General features: G+C 66.5%; 2 protein-coding genes. Both read left to right on the plus strand.

Going from position 1 to position 816, the window contains the following annotated elements:
- A partial coding sequence (locus ABD323_RS42340; protein ID WP_344447381.1) for an ABC transporter permease subunit occupies positions 1-265 on the plus strand: 265 nt, incomplete at its 5' end.
- A partial coding sequence (locus ABD323_RS42345; protein ID WP_344447382.1) for an ABC transporter permease occupies positions 265-816 on the plus strand: 552 nt, incomplete at its 3' end. The genes ABD323_RS42340 and ABD323_RS42345, both read left to right, overlap by 1 nt.

Consider the following 816-nt stretch of genomic DNA (forward strand, 5'->3'; position numbering starts at 1 on the left):
CTTCCGCAAGGTCACCTTCCCGATCTCGCTGCCGGCTGTGGTGGCGGGCACGCTGCTCACCTTCATCCCGGCCTCGGGCGACTACATCAACGCCCAGCTGCTCGGCTCGCCGAGCAAGCAGATGATCGGCAACGCGATCCAGAAGCAGTTCCTGAACGTGCTCGACTACCCGACGGCCGCCGCGCTGAGCTTCATTCTGATGGCCCTGATCCTGGGCATGGTGACGGTCTACATGCGCAAGGCCGGGACGGAGGAGCTGGTCTGATGTCTCGTCTGCTCAAGTGGGTCCGCGCCCACCTCGTGGTGCTGGCCGGGCTGCTCGCGCTGGCCTACCTGGTGCTGCCCAACCTGGTGGTGCTGGCGTTCTCGTTCAACAAGCCCAGCGGCAAGTTCAACTACGAGTGGAACCAGTTCTCCACCGATGCCTGGACCGACCCGTGCGGCGTCGCCGACATGTGCGGCTCGCTCTCGCTCAGCCTGCAGATCGCGGTGCTGGCCACCGTCGGCGCCACCGTGCTCGGCACCATGGTCGCCTTCGCGCTGGCCCGCTACCGGTTCCGGGGACGGGGCGGGGCGACCGGCCTGATCTTCCTGCCGATGGCGATGCCCGAGGTGGTGATGGCCGCCTCGCTCGGCTCCCTGTTCCTCAACATGCGGATCCCGTTCGGCTTCACCACGATCCTGATCGCGCACATCATGTTCTGCCTGAGCTTCGTGGTGACGGCGGTCAAGGCCCGCGTGATGAGCATGGACCCGCGGCTGGAACAGGCCGCCCAGGACCTCTACGCCACCCCGGTGCAGACCTTCCTGAAGGTG

Source organism: Kitasatospora nipponensis (assembly GCF_039528135.1).
In the GTDB taxonomy this organism is placed as follows: domain Bacteria; phylum Actinomycetota; class Actinomycetes; order Streptomycetales; family Streptomycetaceae; genus Kitasatospora; species Kitasatospora nipponensis.